The following is a 15,314-nucleotide window of genomic DNA, read 5'->3' on the forward strand; positions in this document are numbered from 1 at the left end:
TGGCATGACGGACGTCACACGAACTCAGAGCGTGCGGGTTACCATCTCGACGCGGAAGCACTCGATGATGTCGCCGACGCGCATGTCCTCGTAGTTCTGGAAGGCCATGCCGCATTCCTGGCCGCCCGGGACTTCCGAAACCTCGTCCTTGAAGCGCTTCAGCGTCTTCAGCGTGCCTTCGTGGATGACGACGTTGTCGCGGATCAGGCGCACGCCCGCGCCACGCTCGACCTTGCCTTCGGTGACACGGCAGCCGGCGATCTTGCCGACCTTGGTGATGTCGAATATCTCGAGTATCTGCGCATTGCCGATGAAGGTCTCGCGACGCTCCGGCGAGAGCATACCCGACAGAGCCGCCTTCACGTCATCCACGAGGTTGTAGATGATCGAGTAGTAGCGGATCTCGATGCCAGCGGCCGCGGCAGCGGCGCGTGCCTGCACATTGGCGCGGACGTTGAAGCCGATGATCGCCGCGCCCGACGTCTCCGCCAGTGACACGTCGCTTTCGGTGATGGCGCCGGCGCCGGCATGGACGATGCGCGCACGCACCTCGTCGGTGCCGAGCTTGTCGAGCGCTGCGTTGATCGCCTCGATCGAACCCTGCACGTCACCCTTGATGACCAGCGGGAACTCCTTCAGTCCGCTCGTCTGCAGCTGCGACATCATCTGTTCGAGCGAACCGCGCTGGCCGGCATGACGGGCAACCGCCTTCTCGCGGGCCAGACGCTGGCGGTACTCGGTGATCTCGCGGGCGCGGGCCTCGTTGTTGACCACGGCGAAGCGGTCGCCGGCCTGCGGCGTGCCCTGGAGGCCGAGCACCTCGACCGGCATCGCCGGCGGCGCTTCCTTGACGTGTTCGCCACGATCGTCGACCAGCGCGCGCACCCGGCCCCATTCATTGCCGGCGACAAGGATGTCGCCCGGCATCAGCGTGCCGGTCTGCACCAGCACGGTGGCGACGGGGCCACGGCCCTTGTCGAGCTGCGCCTCGATGACGACGCCCTCGGCGGTGCGGTCCGGATTGGCCTTGAGGTCGAGGATTTCGGCCTGCAGCAGGATCGCTTCGAGCAGCTTGTCGAGATTGGTGCCCTTGGTCGCCGACACTTCGACGTCCAGCACCTCGCCGCCCATCGATTCCACGAACACTTCGTGGCGCAACAGCTCGGAGCGCACTTTCTGCGGATCGGCGTCATGCTTGTCGATCTTGTTGATCGCCACGATGATCGGAACGCCGGCCGCCTTGGCATGGCTGATCGATTCGATCGTCTGCGGCATCACGCTGTCGTCGGCCGCCACCACCAGGATGGCAATGTCGGTGGCCTGGGCGCCGCGGGCGCGCATGGCCGTGAAGGCGGCGTGGCCGGGCGTGTCGATGAAGGTGATCTTCTGACCGTTCTTCTCGACCTGATAGGCGCCGATATGCTGGGTGATGCCGCCGGCCTCGCCGGAGACGACATTGGCGTTGCGGATCGCGTCGAGCAGCGAGGTCTTGCCGTGGTCGACATGCCCCATGATGGTCACGACAGGCGGCCGCGACACCAGGTCTTCCGGACGGTCGGCGATGTTGAACAGGCCTTCCTCGATGTCGGACTCGGCGACGCGGCGGACCGTGTGGCCGAATTCGGTGGCGACCAGTTCCGCCGTGTCGGCGTCGATGACGTCGCCCGGCTTCAGGATCTGGCCCTGCTTCATGAAGAACTTGACCACATCGACGGCGCGCTCGGACATGCGCTGCGCCAGTTCCTGGATAGTGATGGTTTCGGGCAGGATCACTTCGCGCATAACCTTCTCGCGCGGCTCATTGTGCATCGCGCGCTTGAACTTTTCCTGGCGGCGGCGCATCGACGACAGCGAACGGGCCCGCGCATCCTCGTCGGAAAGCGCGGAGTTCAAAGTCAGCTTGCCGCGACGGCGGTCTTCCTCGCCCTTGGTCGGCTTGGCCGGACGCGCCACTTCGGGCGTCACCAGACGGCGCACCGGCGCACCGGCGCCAGTCCGCTTCGGCTTGACCTCTTCTTCCTCGTCGGCGGTCGCCAGTTCGGCGGCCTGCGGCGCGCGGCGACGCGCCTCTTCCTCGGCGCGGCGGCGGGATTCGGCCTCGGCCTGCAACCGCGCTTCTTCCTCGGCCTGGCGGCGTGCGGATTCCTCGCGCTCGCGCTTGCGGCGCTCCTCATCCTCGGTGCGGCGCTTGGCTTCCTCGACGGCGCGCTGGCGGTCCTCGACCTCGCGCGCTTTGGAGCCTTCGAGCGCCCTGCGGCGCGCTTCCATTTCGCTGCGCGACAGTTCGTTCAACACCATGCCGCTGCGCTCGACCGGTGCCGGCGGAGGTGGAGGCGGCGCCTTGGGTGCCTCCTGCACGACGGGAGCCGCCGCGACCGCCGGCTTCGGGGTGAACACGGGTGCCGCCACCGCCGGCTCCGGCTTGTCGCCGGGCAGCGAGAATTTGCGCTTCTTGGTCTCGACCACGACCGACTTGGTGCGGCCGTGCGAGAAGTTCTGGCGCACGGTGCCCTGTTCCATGCCGGGGCGCTTCAGCGTCAAGGTCTTCTTCGGCGTAACACTCAACGTCTTGTCGTCGCCCGATTTCGTATCGCTCATTCCATATCCTCTGCGGCCTCATCTTCGTCAGCAACGGCCGCAAGCATTGCCAGATCGTCCGGGGTACCGCCCCGATATCGGTCGAGCGCAACCATGCGCTTCTGGACCGCCTTACCCGCGTCTCCCGCGAGGACGGCAGCATGTATCACATTTGTACCCCCCAATGCCAAGCTCAACTCGGCCTCGGAGAAAAGTTTGTAGGCAAGGATGGAGGGGCCGCCAATATGGACGGTCGCCCGCCGCGCCTGGCTGATCTTGCGCACGCCATCGTCTGAGGCTTCGGTCGCGTGGAGCACGAAAAGCGCCAATCCACCGCGCACCGCGCTCTCCACCTTGGTGGCGCCCAGCGCGATCGCCCCTGCCTTGCGAGCGAGACCCAGCATGCCAAGGGCGGATCTGGAAAGCAGCCCATCGACCATGCCGCCGAGATCGGGCGGCACGACCACCTGTGCCTTAAAGGCGCGGCTAAAAAGGTTCTTGGCCGCCGCCTTGTCGATATGTAGGCGGTCGGCGCTCACCCAGCAACCACGGCCGGGCAGATTTCTCTTGAGATCCGGAACGACGGCCGAATCCGGGCCGACGACGAACCGGATCAGTTCATCCGGTTCGGCCTGCTTGCGGGTGACGATGCAGGTGCGATCGTTCATCTCGTCCAAGGGCGGTTTCTGTGCGATGCGGTTTCACCTCACGCACCAACGGCTTCGTCAGCCGGCGCTTCTTCGGCTGCAAGCTCGTCTTCGGAAATCCAGCCGGCCTTGAGACGGGCCGCGAGCACCATCTGCTCGGCATCGGCGCGCGAAACGCCATGATCGGCCAGCACGCCCGGATACACCTTGGTCTCGCCGTCCTTGCGTTCCTTCCAGCCGGTGAGGTCGTCGGCGGCATAGCCGGCGAAATCCTCGATCGTCTTCACGCCGTCCTCGCCGAGCGTCACCATCATGGCGGTGGTGATGCCGGGGATTTCGCGCAGCTCGTCCTTGACGCCCAGCGCCTTGCGCTTTTCGTCGTGCTCGGCTTCGATCTTCTCCAGATATTCGCGGGCCCGGGTCTGGATCTCCGAGGCGGTATCCTCATCGAAGCCGTCGATCGAGGCGATTTCGCCGGCATCGACATAGGCGACTTCCTCGACGCTGGTGAAGCCTTCGGAGGCGAGCACCTGGCCGACCATCTCGTCGACGTCGAGAGCTTCCATGAACAGCGCCGAGCGCTCGACGAATTCCTTCTGGCGGCGCTCGGATTCCTCGGCCTCGGTCAGGATGTCGATATCCCAGCCGGTGAGCTGCGAAGCGAGGCGCACATTCTGGCCGCGGCGGCCGATGGCCAGCGACAGCTGGTCGTCCGGCACCACCACTTCGATGCGCTCGGCGTCTTCGTCGAGCACGACCTTGGCGACTTCCGCCGGCTGCAACGCATTGACGATGAAGGATGCGGCCGAGGGCGACCACGGAATGATGTCGATCTTCTCGCCCTGCAATTCGGCGACGACCGCCTGGACGCGGCTGCCGCGCATGCCGACGCAGGCGCCGACCGGATCGATCGAGCTGTCGCGCGAGATGACGGCGATCTTGGCGCGCGAACCGGGATCGCGGGCGACCGACTTGATCTCGATAATGCCGTCATAGATCTCCGGCACTTCCATGGTGAAGAGCTTGGCCATGAACTGCGGATGGGTGCGCGACAGGAAGATCTGCGGGCCGCGCTGCTCACGGCGCACGTCGTAGACATAGGCGCGGACGCGATCGCCATATTTGTAGTTTTCGCGCGGGATCAGCTCGTCGCGGCGGATGATCGCTTCGCCACGGCCGAGATCGACGATGACATTGCCGTATTCGACGCGCTTGACGGTTCCGTTGACGATCTCGCCGATGCGGTCCTTGTATTCGTCATACTGGCGGTCGCGCTCGGCCTCGCGCACCTTCTGCACGATGACCTGCTTGGCCGACTGGGCGGCGATGCGGCCGAAATCCATCGGCGGCAGCTGTTCGGCGATGAAGTCGCCGAGCTGGGCGTCGGGATTGCGCTCGCGCGCCGAGGAAATGGCGATCTGCGTGGCATAGTCGTCGACCTTCTCGACCACTTCCATCAGCCGCTGCAGCTTCATCTCACCGGTGTTGGGGTTGATGTCGGCGCGGATGTTGGTCTCCTGGCCATAACGCGAGCGTGCCGCCTTCTGGATCGCATCAGCCATGGCGGCGATGACGATCGACTTGTCGATCGACTTTTCACGCGCGACCGCATCGGCAATCTGCAGCAGTTCAAGTCTGTTGGCGCTTACAACCATGTTTTTTCTCCCGAGCCTGTTTGCCGGCCCCTGGGGCCTGGCAGCTCAATCAACTTTCCTGTTCGTGTTCTTCCGTAGCGCCCGGTTCCGTACCCTCCGGTACGTCGTCGTCCGGTTCGCCGCGGCGTTTCTTGGCTTCCTTGCGCGCCCTGTTGTCCTTCGACAACGCATCACGGATGAGGTCGTCGGTCAGGATCAGCCGGGCTTCGGCAATGGCGTCGTAGGGCACGCGCACTGTCGGCTCCTCACCGTAGGCCGCCTTGTCGCGCTCGATCAGCACATCGTTCTCACCGGCTTCGGCGATCTTGCCCTTGAAGCGCTTGCGATCCGCGACAACGACCGATGTTTCCATCTTCACCAGATGACCGGTCCAGGTCACGAAATCCGATTTGCGCACCAACGGCCGGTCGATGCCGGGCGATGAGACTTCGAGATGATACGCCTTCTCGATGGGATCGTCGACGTCGAGCGCCGGCGACACCGCACGGCTCACCTCTTCGCAATCCTCGACCGTCATGGTGCCGTCCTCGCGCTCAGCCATGATCTGCAGCGTCAGCCCGTTCTGGCCGGACAGATGCACGCGTACAAGGCGAAAGCCGATGCCGCGCAGCACCGGCTGGACGATCAGCGCGATGCGTGCATCGATGCCGCTTTCGCGGATGATGCGATCGTCGCTCTCGCTTGCCGTTGACGTCATTCGATTCCTGTCGATCATTCTCTAGCCGTCGGCAGGTAATAAAAAAGAGCGGGACCGGGTGGACCCACTCTTCGTCATACCGACCAAGAATTTGAAGCTGATATAAACGATCCGCCCCGGTGTTTCAAGCCCGCCGTCCCAACTGAGCGCATGTCCGGTGCATTGGGCTTGCGCCAGGTGCATGCCATCCATGCGGCAACGGCCCTTGTTGGTCCTCAAGCCGCGCTCCTATCTATGTTGCATTGCACAAAACGATAGCGATAGCGATAGCGCGTCACCGCACGCGAAAGGACATGACAATGAACAGCCGCAAGGTTTTTTCCGCCATAGGCGATCTCTTCACCACATTCGGCAGCGCCGTAGCCGCGTCGCGGGCGGTGGAAGCCGGCCGCAAGCCGCGCGCCCAGGATCTGCGCAGCCTCGGCATGGATCCGACGGCTTTCGACAAGATCGGCCGTTTCTGAACTCCGGCCAACGGGCGACATTCGATTTCTGTGTCCCCGCAACAATTGAAGATCTCTCCCTCACGAAGGGCCCAGATCCTGATGCCCAAATCCCGATGCCTGGGACCTGATGCCTAGGTCCTGATGAAGGTAAGATAGGCCGGCCGCCTGCCCTCGCGGACGGCTTTCGCCTCGTAGCGGGTGCCTGGCCAGCCATCGTAGGGGCGATGCCAGTCGACGGCCTCTGAAGCCTGCCAGGCGAAACCGCCATGCGCACGGCAATGCAGCAGGGTCCAGTTCACATAGGTGTCGATGTCGGAAGCGAAACGGAATTCGCCGCCACGCTTCACAACGCGTGCGAAACGATCGAGATTGACCGGGCTGACGAAACGGCGCTTCCAGTGCTTCTTCTTCGGCCACGGATCGGGATAGAGCAGGTCGATGCCATCGAGCGAGGCCTGCGGCAGCCAGTCGAGCAGCCGCGTGGCGTCGTCGTCGTAGACCCTGAGGTTGGCCAGCGGCTTTTCCCGCATCGCCATCATCATCTTGGCCATGCCGTTGACGAAGGGCTCGACACCGATAAAGCCGGTCATCGGCGCTTCGGTCGCGCGATGCAGGAGATGCTCGCCGCCGCCAAAGCCGATTTCGAGGCGAACGGCGGAAACATCGGCTTCGAACAGAGCCCGCAGATCCGACGGCGCCTCATTCGTCAGATCGAGCCGATAGGTGTCGAGGCCGCTTTCCAGCGCCGCCGCCTGCTGCGGGCGAACCGGCTTGCCGCGCCGACGGCCGAAGAAGGCTTCTGTCGCGCGGCTTGGCCTGTCCCCGGAACTCATCGGCTGATCAAGGTCCTGTCGCCGCCCTCAGGCAGCGACAGCATCCTTGAGCGCCTTGGCGAGATCGGTCTTTTCCCAGGAAAAAGATCCGTCGCGGCCGGCCTTGCGGCCGAAATGACCGTAGGACGAGGTCTTGGCGTAGATCGGCTTGTTAAGGTCGAGGTGGCGGCGGATGCCGGACGGCGACAGGTCCATCACAGTGCGCAGCGCCTCCTCGAGCCTTGCCTCGTCGACCTTGCCGGTGCCGTGCAGGTCGACATAGACCGACAAGGGCTGGGCGACGCCGATGGCGTAGGAAAGCTGGATGGTGCAGCGGTCGGCAAGTTTCGCCGCCACAACGTTCTTTGCCAGGTAGCGCGCCGCATAAGCGGCCGAACGGTCGACCTTGGTGGTGTCCTTGCCCGAGAAGGCGCCGCCGCCATGGGGTGCGGCGCCGCCATAGGTGTCGACGATGATCTTGCGGCCGGTCAGCCCGGCGTCGCCATCAGGCCCGCCGATGACGAACTTGCCGGTCGGATTGATGTACCACATGCAATCGTCGGCGATCTTGAGGTCACCCAATGCCTCGCGGATATAGGGCTCGACGACCTTGCGCACCTTCTTGGAATCCCAGCTCGCATCGAGGTGCTGGGTCGACAGCACGATCTGCGTCGCTTCGGCGGCCTTGCCGTCGATATAGCGGACCGTTACCTGGCTCTTGGCGTCCGGCCCGAGCTTGCCGGCATCGCCGTTGTTCTGGTGGCGGGCGGCGGCCAGGAGTTCGAGGATCTTGTGGCTGTAGTAGATCGGCGCCGGCATCAGGTCCGGCGTCTCGCGGCAGGCATAGCCAAACATGATGCCCTGGTCGCCGGCACCCTCCTCGCCCTGGCGGTCGGAGGCATTGTCGACGCCTTGGCCGATGTCGGGCGACTGGCCATGCAACAGAACGTCGATCTTGGCCTTTTTCCAGTGGAAGCCGGCCTGCTCATAGCCGATCTCGCGGATCGCCTTGCGGGCGACCGACTTGAACTTCGCCGGGTTGACGACCGGATGGCCGGCGGCATCCCTCAGGATGTTGCCTTCCTTGTCCTTCTTCAGCAGCGTCTCGGGAACGCGCACCTCGCCGGCGATGACGACGCGGTTGGTGGTCGCCAGCGTCTCGCAGGCGACGCGGACTTTCCACGGGTCCATGCCCGTCTTCTTGGCCTCACGGTAGACCAGGTCGACGATCTCGTCGGATATCCGGTCACAGACTTTGTCGGGATGGCCCTCGGCAACGGATTCCGAGGTAAAGAAGTAGTTCTGCCGCGTCACGGGTGTCCCCTCTTGAAAAAACGATCGGCAGGCTGCCGATTTGGCGCGCCACGTGTTAGCGGGGCGAAGCGCCGCTCGTCAAGCGGTGCCGCCCTTCTGGCATGAATGTCGATGTCGATATTTTGTACCACCAGCGGCCGGAATGCCGCCGGTTCGAGTCCTGTTGCGGATCAGTCGGAATCTTCGGACGCCAGCGACTTCACCAGGTCTATGATCCTGCGACGCACCTTGACGTCGGCGATCTTGACGAAGGCCCGGTTGAGCTGAAGGCCCTCCGGGCTGCCGCAGAATTCCACGGCGAAAGCCATTGAAGCATCCTCCGCGAAACCGCGGCCGGCCGGGCTCTCCTGGCCCGGCGCATCCTCGAAAAAGAAGGCGACAGGCACGCCGAGTATGGATGCTATCGCCTGCAGGCGGCTTGCGCCGACACGGTTGGTGCCCTTTTCATATTTCTGTATCTGCTGAAATGTGATGCCGAGGTTCTCGCCTAGTTTTTCTTGGCTCATTCCCAACATATTGCGGCGAAGCCGGATGCGACTTCCAACATGGATGTCGATCGGATTCGGTTTCTTCTTGTTATCTTCTGTCATTTTTTCCTCGCCGAATTTTTTCGGCTTTGTGATTTTTTTCCTACCCAAACAAAGCCGGAGGCGACTGCCCCAACAGAACGATCCACCGGCTTCGAGAAATTTTCAGGCGTTACAGTATGAGTTTCTAATGTGTCGACTGTCAATTCACCCGTAGCCTTTGCCTTACATTGAACAGGACGGCAGCCAGGGCAAACAGCAACATGATCAGCATTCCGTTAATGCGCAGCTGGCCGGCGGACACGACAGCTTGCCGCGAGATTGGCACACGGACGTCGATGGCCCCGCGCGCGTCGATCGCCAGCGCATCGACGATGCGCCCCCGTGGGTCGACAACCGCCGAGATGCCGTTGTTGGCCGCGCGCAACAAGGGCAACCCGTTCTCCACCGCGCGAATCTGAGCCTGCCTGAAATGCTGATAGGGACCCGGCGTATCGCCGAACCACGCATCGTTGGTAACGTTGACAATAAGCTGCGCTGACGTTGCGTCAACCGCTACCAGTTCGGGAAAGATCACTTCGTAGCAGATAAAGGGCAAGGCGCGGACGCCGTCCGGCAGCGTGATCGCATGCCGCTCATTGCCTGCCGTGAAGGTCACCGGGCCAGCGACCAGTTGTTCGATGCCGAAACGATCGAGCAGGTCGGCGAAAGGCAGGTATTCGCCGAACGGCACCAGATGGACCTTGTCGACGGCGTCAGCGATTTCGCCCTTGTCGTTGATCGCCACCACGGAGTTGTAGTAGCGGCTGCCGGCACCGGCCGCCGCACCGCCTTCCTCGCGCACGACGCCGGCGATCAGCATCTGGCCGGCGTCCAGCATGTCGCCCAGTGCGGTCAAAGCGTCCGGCCGCTCGGTGAGGAGGAACGGGACCGAGGTTTCGGGCCACAGGATCAGTTGCGGCTTTTCATGGCCGGGGTCCGGCGCCTTGGCCGACAGGCCTATCAAGGTGGCGAAGATACGGTCGCGCACCGAGGCGTCCCACTTTTCCGAAAGGTCGACGGCCGGCTGGACGATGCGCACATCGATCGTGCGGGCCTCAGGCGCGGCCGGAGCGTTGAGCCTGAGATAGCCGAAGCCGGCATGAGCGGCGACGAGCACGACAAGCAGCGCGACGCCAAGACGAAGATGCGTGCGCGCCGCCAGCAGCGCCGGCAGCGAGAAGACGAACACGGCGAGCACGTTCATGCCGACCATCCCGGTGACCGAGACGCTCTGCATCAGCAGGGGCACCGGCATCGCCGCGTAGCCGATCGCGTTCCAGGGAAAGCCGGTGAACAGGAAGCCGCGCAGCCACTCGGCCAGCCCGAAGGCGGCGGCCAGGGCCGCGATGCGGCCGATGTCGTTGCTCCACAGGAGCCGGGCGACCATGGCCGCAAAGCCGTAGAAGAAGGCCAATGCAAAGGGGATGCCGACCACCGCGAAGGGCAGCGCCCAGGCGAAACTGTCGGCCTCTACAAGCAGCGCCGATCCGATCCACCACAGGCCGGCGAGGAAATAGCCGAAGCCGAACCACCAGCCGACGGCAAAGGCCGGCCGCAGCCGCGCAAACAGGCTGCCCGAGGCCTCACCGGTCGCCCCGTCGAGCAGCCAGACCAGCAGCGGAAACGAAATGAAACAAGCGGCAAAGAAATCGTACGGCGCCTGGCCGAGCACCGCCAGGGCGCCCGCGAGGAACGCCACGAGCGCACGCCGCCAACCCCAAAACAGAATTATCCGGCCGGCCAGGCGGTTCATGCATTGTTCCGAGTCGTGCGAATCACGGCAGCAGATTTATCAGGCCGCGGCCTGCGCTCCAAACTTCGGGTGGTCTGCCGTGAAACCCACTCACCACTGCTGGAGCGCATCGCGTTTGAACTGATCAGACGACGCGCCTTAGGTCTTTGTTTTTGTGCATGTCCTCCTCCCAAAACCGAAGTTACTTAGGGCGACATGGATCAGCGGTGCCACCCTTCTATGCGCACGTCGCCGAGCCGTTCGGCCTCTTCCAGCGGAACGGAGCGGATGGTCTGGGTGAAGGTCCAGACATGGCCCTCGGGATCGCGCGCCCGATACTGGCGCTCGCCGTAGAACTGGTCCGCCGGCTCCTGGATTATACCGGCACCCGCCGTCCGCGCCTGCTCGCAATGTGCATCAATGCCGTCTTTCAGCCTGACATAGACCGACTGCGTGTTCTTGCCCGAGACCGAGGCCGGGCTGGCGACGTAGTCGCTCCATTCGGAATCGACAATGATGTAGCAGTCGCCGAACCGCATCTCGGAATGGACGAGCTTGCCGTCGGCATCGCTGACCACCATGCTGCGCTCGAAGCCGAAAGCTGCCTCCAGCCAATCCAGCGCGGCCCGCGGATCCCTGTAGAACACGCCGGATCCCAAGGCGGCGTGCTTGAAGGGGTCTTCGGTCATCCGCAGGCGCTTAAGCCTGCTCGGTGCGCGCCGCGGCGCGGCGGCGACGTTCGCCCTTCTGGTTCTGCACGATGCGCACGCGCTTGACGCGGCGCGGATCGGCGTCGAGCACATGGAACTCGAAGCCAGGGATGGCCTGCACCACCTCGCCGCGCGCCGGCACCCGGCCAAGCGTGTTGAAGATCATGCCGCCGATGGTGTCGACATACTCGCCATGTTCGCCGGCGGCGAAATCCCCGCCGATCATCTTGGCAACCTCGTCGATCTCGGCCTTGCCGTCGACGACGAACACGCCTTCACCGGTCTGGGTGATCATCGGCTCGTCGTCGTCGTGCTCGTCCTCGATGTCGCCGACCACCATCTCGACGATATCCTCGAGCGAGACGAGCCCGTCGGTGCCGCCATACTCGTCGATGACCAGCGCCATCTGCGTGCGGGTCGTCTGCATGCGGCCCATCAGATCGGAGGCCAGCATGGACGGGGGCACGAACAGCACCGGCCGGATCAGGTTCAGTTCGCCTATGGTGCGCGAGAGGTCGACCTGGGTGAGGTCGAGAACCGTGGCGGCGGGTGTCTTCCTGGTCGCCCGGCCTTTCCTGACGCGCGCAATCTTGGTGATATGGGCCAGCACGTCGCGGATATGGACCATGCCGCGCGGGTCGTCGAGCGTCTCGGCATAGACCGGCATGCGGGAATGGCCGGACTGCTCGAACATGCCAAGCAGATCGCCAAGCGTGGTCGTGATCTCGACCGCCTCGATGTCGGCGCGCGGCACCATGACGTCCTCGACGCGCACCTCGCGCAGCCGCAGGATGTTGTTGAGCATGGCGCGTTCGCCCGGCGAAAAGGATTCGACATCGCTCGTCGTCTCGGCGAGCGCGCCGGCGATCTCCTCGCGCAGGCTGGTTCCGTTGCGTTGCCTGAACAGGCCCAGAACGCGGTTGAACAGGGAAGGCCCGGCAGGCGACGGCTCACTGGCAGCGCTGCCGGTGTTGGCAACGCCAGGGGTAATGGTACTCGGACTTGATCCCTCTTCCGACGTATCGGAAGCCTTGGTCGCACTGCCGGCGTCGGGGCGGACGGCAGTTTCAGGTTTGTCGTTCATCTTCGTCCGTCAATTGGTGTTTTGTAGTTACGCGTAGGGATCGGGAATGGCAAGTCTGGCGAGCGCGGCGCGCTCGACGGCCTCCATCTCCTCGGCCTCGGCATCGGTCTCGTGATCATGGCCCATGAGATGCAGCAGGCCGTGGATGACGAGATGGGAAATATGGTTCTCCAGCGGCTTGTCTTCCAGTGCCGCCTCGCGCGCCACCGTCTCCGCGGCCAGCACGATATCGCCGAGCATCGGCGGCAGGGGACCGCCCTTGGGGAAAGGAAATGCCGGAAAAGACAAGACGTTGGTCGGCTTGTCCTTGCCGCGCCAGCCGGCGTTGAGCGCCTGGACATGGGCATCGTCGGAAAAAACGACGCTGAGTTCGGAACGGCCAGCCGCACCCGTCTCGGCGAATGCAGCGGCGGCGGCGGCGGCGACCAGCCGGACAAGCTCGGCTTCGTCCGGCCAATGCCCAGCCTCGACCGTCAGATCAATGTCGACGGGCAGCGGCGGAGCCGGCCCGTTCGGCGTTTCGGGCTCAACCATGAGGTCGCTCGATCAAATCAGCCTTCGGTCCCCAGACCGCGGGCGAGCTTGCCGTCACGGTCGTAGGCCTTGACGATCTCGGCGACCAGCGGATGCCTGACGACGTCGCCTTCATTGAAGCGGACCGTCACCATGCCGGTCACACCATCGAGGATCCGGAGCGCCTCGACAAGGCCGGACTTGGTGTTCTGCGGTAGGTCGATCTGCGTCGGGTCGCCGGTGACGATCATGCGCGAATTCTCGCCCAGACGGGTCAGGAACATCTTCATCTGCATCGGCGTGGTGTTCTGCGCCTCGTCGAGAATGACGGCGGCATGCGCCAGCGTGCGGCCGCGCATGAAGGCGAGCGGTGCGATCTCGATCACCTCGGCGGCGATGGCGCGTTCGACCTTGTCGGCCGGCATCATGTCATAGAGCGCGTCGTAGAGCGGCCGCAGGTAGGGATCGACCTTCTCCTTCATGTCGCCCGGCAGGAAGCCCAGCCGCTCGCCGGCCTCGACGGCAGGCCGCGACAGCACGATGCGCTCGACCATGCCGCGTTCGAGCAGCATCGCCGCATGCGCCACCGCCAGGTAGGTCTTGCCGGTACCGGCCGGGCCGATGCCGAACACCAGTTCCGAGCGCTCCAGCGCCCGCATATACGCGTCCTGCGTGAGCGAGCGGGCGTAGATCGTCTTCTTGCGCGTCGATATCTGGGCGGCCGAAACCTTGCCCTTGCGCTCCAGCGTCGGCAGCGTGAGCTGGTCATCGGCGGCGACCGCCATGCGCACGGCGCCGTCGACATCGGACTGGCCGATATCCACCCCCTTCTGGAGAATGCCGTAGAGATTGTCGAGCGCCCGGCGGGCCTGCTCGGCGGCGGGAGCCGATCCCTTGATGGTGAGCTGGTTGCCGCGCGAGCGGATGTCGACGCCCAGTTTCTGCTCGAGCCGGGCGAGGTTCTCGTCGAACTGGCCGTAGAGGGCGCTGGCAAGCTTGTTGTTGTCGAAAGTCAGTACGATGTGCGCCATGTCAGAAGCCCCAGATGCCGGTACCGGGGGCAGGTTCTTCAGCTCCGCTGCGCTCAACCGTCTCTCCTCATCTGCCGAGGTCATCAGACCAATTCGGCGAACAGGCTATTGTAACCCGTCTTCGTGATTCGCACCTGGATAATGTCACCGATTTCGCCGGCCTTTTCATCAACAATAACGGGCTGAAGCCAAGGTGAGCGTCCGACCTTCTGGCCGGCCTGGCGACCTGGCTTCTCGATCAGCGTATCTATGGTGCGGCCGACGAGACTCAAGCCGAAATCCTGCTGCTGCTTCAAAAGCAGCGCCTGGAGCCGCTGCAAACGCTCGTCCTTGACCGCTTCCGGCACATGGCCGGCCATCTCGGCGCCCGGCGTGCCGGGGCGCGGCGAATATTTGAACGAGAAGGCCGAGGCGTAGTTCACCTGGCGCACCAGCTCCATCGTCGCCTCGAAATCCGCCTCGGTCTCGCCGGGGAAACCGACGATGAAATCGCCCGACAGCGCGATATCGGGCCGCACGGCGCGGATGCGGTCGAGCAGCGCCAGATAATCATCCGCCGTGTGCCTGCGGTTCATCGCCTTCAGGATGCGGTCGGACCCGGATTGCACCGGCAGATGCAGATACGGCATCAGTGCCGGCAGGTCGCGATGGGCCGCTATCAGCTCGTCGTCCATGTCGCGCGGGTGGCTCGTGGTGTAGCGCAGGCGCGCCAGCCCGGGAATTTCGGCCAGCCTGAACAGAAGGCGGCCAAGGCCCCATTCCTCGCCGTTTTCGCCTTGCCCATGCCAGGCATTGACGTTCTGGCCAAGCAGCGTCACCTCGCGCACCCCGGCTTCCGCCAGGCGCTCGGCTTCGGCGACGATCTGTGCCACCGGCCGCGACACTTCGGACCCCCTGGTGTAGGGCACGACGCAGAAGGTACAGAACTTGTCGCAGCCCTCCTGGACGGTGAGGAAGGCGGTGACGCCGCGCTTGATCACCTCGGCGCGCTTCGGCTGCGGCAAGTGCTCGAACTTGTCCTCGATGGCGTAGTCGGTCTCGACGATCTTCTCGCCGCCGCGCACCCTGGCCAGTACGTCCGGCAGCCGGTGATAGGTCTGCGGGCCGATGACCAGGTCGACGGCGGGCGAGCGGCGGATGATCTCGGCGCCTTCGGCCTGCGCCACGCAACCCGCGACGCCGATCAGCAATTCGCGGCCGGCGGCGGCGCGTTCGGCCTTCATCTCGCGGATGCGGCCGAGCTCGGAATAAACCTTTTCAGCCGCTTTTTCCCTGATATGGCAGGTGTTTAGCAGCACCAGGTCGGCTTCGCCGATGGTCTGCGTCGCCGTGTAGCCGTCGGCGGCCAGCGCATCTGTCATGCGCTGCGAATCATAGACGTTCATCTGGCAGCCATAAGTCTTGACGAAGACCTTTTTCGCTGCCGCGGAAATCACTGCCTGCTGTCCAGCCGCAGTGCCGATGTCGTCGCTTTCAACCGTGTTCAAGTCCATCCGGCGGCTTCTAACGCCTTTCCGCGACAAAAAA

14 protein-coding genes are annotated in these 15,314 nt (G+C 64.2%); 1 reads left to right on the plus strand and 13 read right to left on the minus strand.

All coding sequences use genetic code 11. From position 1 onward, the window contains the following. Positions 1-24 precede the first annotated feature (24 nt). From infB to rimP, 4 genes are read right to left on the minus strand one after another with little or no spacing between them, the layout of a single operon-like run. Entirely contained in the window at positions 25-2,598 is a 2,574-nt protein-coding gene (gene infB, locus FJ949_RS15120; RefSeq protein ID WP_140496788.1) for a translation initiation factor IF-2, read from the minus strand. Further along, on the minus strand, positions 2,595-3,245 hold the full coding sequence (locus FJ949_RS15125) for an RNA-binding protein (RefSeq protein WP_140497289.1): 651 nt from the start codon (positions 3,243-3,245) through the stop codon (positions 2,595-2,597). The genes infB and FJ949_RS15125 overlap by 4 nt, the downstream gene beginning before the upstream one ends. Positions 3,246-3,283: 38 nt before the next feature. Beyond that, positions 3,284-4,879, minus strand: a complete 1,596-nt coding sequence (gene nusA, locus FJ949_RS15130; protein ID WP_140496790.1) for a transcription termination factor NusA — start codon at positions 4,877-4,879, stop codon at positions 3,284-3,286. Positions 4,880-4,928: 49 nt separating this feature from the next. Then, positions 4,929-5,576, minus strand: coding sequence for a ribosome maturation factor RimP (rimP, locus tag FJ949_RS15135; RefSeq protein WP_140496792.1), 648 nt, complete (start codon positions 5,574-5,576; stop codon positions 4,929-4,931). A 299-nt stretch (positions 5,577-5,875) separates the two neighbouring features. Here rimP and FJ949_RS15140 point away from each other — a divergent pair, with 299 nt between their 5' ends. Next, positions 5,876-6,040, plus strand: coding sequence for a hypothetical protein (locus FJ949_RS15140; RefSeq protein ID WP_140496794.1), 165 nt, complete (start codon positions 5,876-5,878; stop codon positions 6,038-6,040). A gap of 113 nt (positions 6,041-6,153) precedes the next feature. Here FJ949_RS15140 and FJ949_RS15145 read toward each other — a convergent pair whose 3' ends face one another. From FJ949_RS15145 to miaB, 9 genes are all read right to left on the minus strand, one after another. After that, the gene (locus tag FJ949_RS15145; protein ID WP_140496796.1) at positions 6,154-6,855 is read right to left on the minus strand and encodes a tRNA (guanosine(46)-N(7))-methyltransferase TrmB; all 702 of its coding nucleotides are present in this window, start codon (positions 6,853-6,855) and stop codon (positions 6,154-6,156) included. Positions 6,856-6,882: 27 nt separating this feature from the next. Next, positions 6,883-8,148, minus strand: a complete 1,266-nt coding sequence (gene metK / locus FJ949_RS15150) for a methionine adenosyltransferase (protein ID WP_140496798.1) — start codon at positions 8,146-8,148, stop codon at positions 6,883-6,885. A gap of 170 nt (positions 8,149-8,318) precedes the next feature. Beyond that, positions 8,319-8,738: a helix-turn-helix transcriptional regulator gene (locus FJ949_RS15155; protein ID WP_140496800.1), complete on the minus strand. Its 420-nt coding sequence runs from the start codon at positions 8,736-8,738 to the stop codon at positions 8,319-8,321. Positions 8,739-8,877: 139 nt separating this feature from the next. After that, positions 8,878-10,470 carry an apolipoprotein N-acyltransferase gene (lnt, locus tag FJ949_RS15160; RefSeq protein WP_140496802.1) on the minus strand — a complete coding sequence of 531 codons (1,593 nt, stop codon included), beginning with the start codon at positions 10,468-10,470 and terminating at the stop codon, positions 8,878-8,880. Between the two features lie 200 nt (positions 10,471-10,670). Continuing rightward, entirely contained in the window at positions 10,671-11,138 is a 468-nt protein-coding gene (locus FJ949_RS15165; protein WP_140496804.1) for a VOC family protein, read from the minus strand. Between the two features lie 10 nt (positions 11,139-11,148). Then, positions 11,149-12,243 carry a hemolysin family protein gene (locus tag FJ949_RS15170; RefSeq protein ID WP_140496806.1) on the minus strand — a complete coding sequence of 365 codons (1,095 nt, stop codon included), beginning with the start codon at positions 12,241-12,243 and terminating at the stop codon, positions 11,149-11,151. Positions 12,244-12,270: 27 nt separating this feature from the next. Beyond that, a complete protein-coding gene (gene ybeY / locus FJ949_RS15175; protein WP_140496808.1) occupies positions 12,271-12,777 on the minus strand; it encodes an rRNA maturation RNase YbeY in 507 nt (168 codons plus the stop codon). Positions 12,778-12,794: 17 nt separating this feature from the next. Further along, a complete protein-coding gene (locus FJ949_RS15180; protein ID WP_246680012.1) occupies positions 12,795-13,787 on the minus strand; it encodes a PhoH family protein in 993 nt (330 codons plus the stop codon). Positions 13,788-13,870: 83 nt separating this feature from the next. Continuing rightward, a complete protein-coding gene (gene miaB / locus FJ949_RS15185) occupies positions 13,871-15,280 on the minus strand; it encodes a tRNA (N6-isopentenyl adenosine(37)-C2)-methylthiotransferase MiaB (protein WP_140496812.1) in 1,410 nt (469 codons plus the stop codon). Between the last annotated feature and the right edge of the window lie 34 nt (positions 15,281-15,314).

Source organism: Mesorhizobium sp. B2-4-1 (genome assembly GCF_006442185.1).
Taxonomy (GTDB): domain Bacteria; phylum Pseudomonadota; class Alphaproteobacteria; order Rhizobiales; family Rhizobiaceae; genus Mesorhizobium.

Excerpts from the sequence above, each read along its gene's own strand:
- FJ949_RS15140 (WP_140496794.1), top strand. The coding sequence starts at position 5,876 with ATGAACAGCCGCAAGGTTTTTTCCGCCATAGGCGATCTCTTCACCACA.
- rimP (WP_140496792.1), bottom strand. The coding sequence starts at position 5,576 with ATGACGTCAACGGCAAGCGAGAGCGACGATCGCATCATCCGCGAAAGC.
- FJ949_RS15145 (WP_140496796.1), bottom strand. The coding sequence starts at position 6,855 with ATGAGTTCCGGGGACAGGCCAAGCCGCGCGACAGAAGCCTTCTTCGGC.
- FJ949_RS15180 (WP_246680012.1), bottom strand. The coding sequence starts at position 13,787 with ATGGCGCACATCGTACTGACTTTCGACAACAACAAGCTTGCCAGCGCC.
- FJ949_RS15170 (WP_140496806.1), bottom strand. The coding sequence starts at position 12,243 with ATGAACGACAAACCTGAAACTGCCGTCCGCCCCGACGCCGGCAGTGCG.
- FJ949_RS15125 (WP_140497289.1), bottom strand. The coding sequence starts at position 3,245 with ATGAACGATCGCACCTGCATCGTCACCCGCAAGCAGGCCGAACCGGAT.
- FJ949_RS15165 (WP_140496804.1), bottom strand. The coding sequence starts at position 11,138 with ATGACCGAAGACCCCTTCAAGCACGCCGCCTTGGGATCCGGCGTGTTC.
- FJ949_RS15155 (WP_140496800.1), bottom strand. The coding sequence starts at position 8,738 with ATGACAGAAGATAACAAGAAGAAACCGAATCCGATCGACATCCATGTT.
- miaB (WP_140496812.1), bottom strand. The coding sequence starts at position 15,280 with ATGGACTTGAACACGGTTGAAAGCGACGACATCGGCACTGCGGCTGGA.
- lnt (WP_140496802.1), bottom strand. The coding sequence starts at position 10,470 with ATGAACCGCCTGGCCGGCCGGATAATTCTGTTTTGGGGTTGGCGGCGT.
- infB (WP_140496788.1), bottom strand. The coding sequence starts at position 2,598 with ATGAGCGATACGAAATCGGGCGACGACAAGACGTTGAGTGTTACGCCG.
- ybeY (WP_140496808.1), bottom strand. The coding sequence starts at position 12,777 with ATGGTTGAGCCCGAAACGCCGAACGGGCCGGCTCCGCCGCTGCCCGTC.
- nusA (WP_140496790.1), bottom strand. The coding sequence starts at position 4,879 with ATGGTTGTAAGCGCCAACAGACTTGAACTGCTGCAGATTGCCGATGCG.